This is a genomic window from Paraburkholderia sp. SIMBA_030 (assembly GCF_046535245.1).
Classification (GTDB): Bacteria; Pseudomonadota; Gammaproteobacteria; order Burkholderiales; family Burkholderiaceae; genus Paraburkholderia.
This window is the reverse complement of the sequence record NZ_JAWRXB010000381.1, coordinates 1-277: the sequence shown is the minus strand read 5'-3', so window position 1 is coordinate 277 and position 277 is coordinate 1. Positions and strand designations below refer to the sequence as shown.

Annotated in this window: 1 protein-coding gene; it reads left to right on the top strand. The window is 66.4% G+C overall.

Going from position 1 to position 277, the window contains the following annotated elements; translation table 11 throughout:
* Window positions 1-277: lyase family protein (locus tag SB772_RS40435; protein ID WP_410838575.1), on the top strand; the 277-nt coding region annotated here is incomplete at both ends.

The following is a 277-nucleotide window of genomic DNA, read 5'->3' as shown; positions in this document are numbered from 1 at the left end:
CCTGCCGGCCGCGTATCGCGACGCGATCGCCGCGGCGTGCGTCGAGATCCGCGAAGGCCGGCTGCACGACCAGTTCGTGGTCGACATCATCCAGGGCGGCGCCGGCACGTCGACCAACATGAACGCGAACGAGGTGATCTGCAACCGCGCGCTCGAAATCATGGGGCATGCGCGCGGCCAGTACGAATACCTGCATCCGAACGAGCACGTCAATCTCGCGCAGAGCACCAACGACGTCTATCCGACCGCGATCCGGGTCGCGACCTGCTTCGCGGTC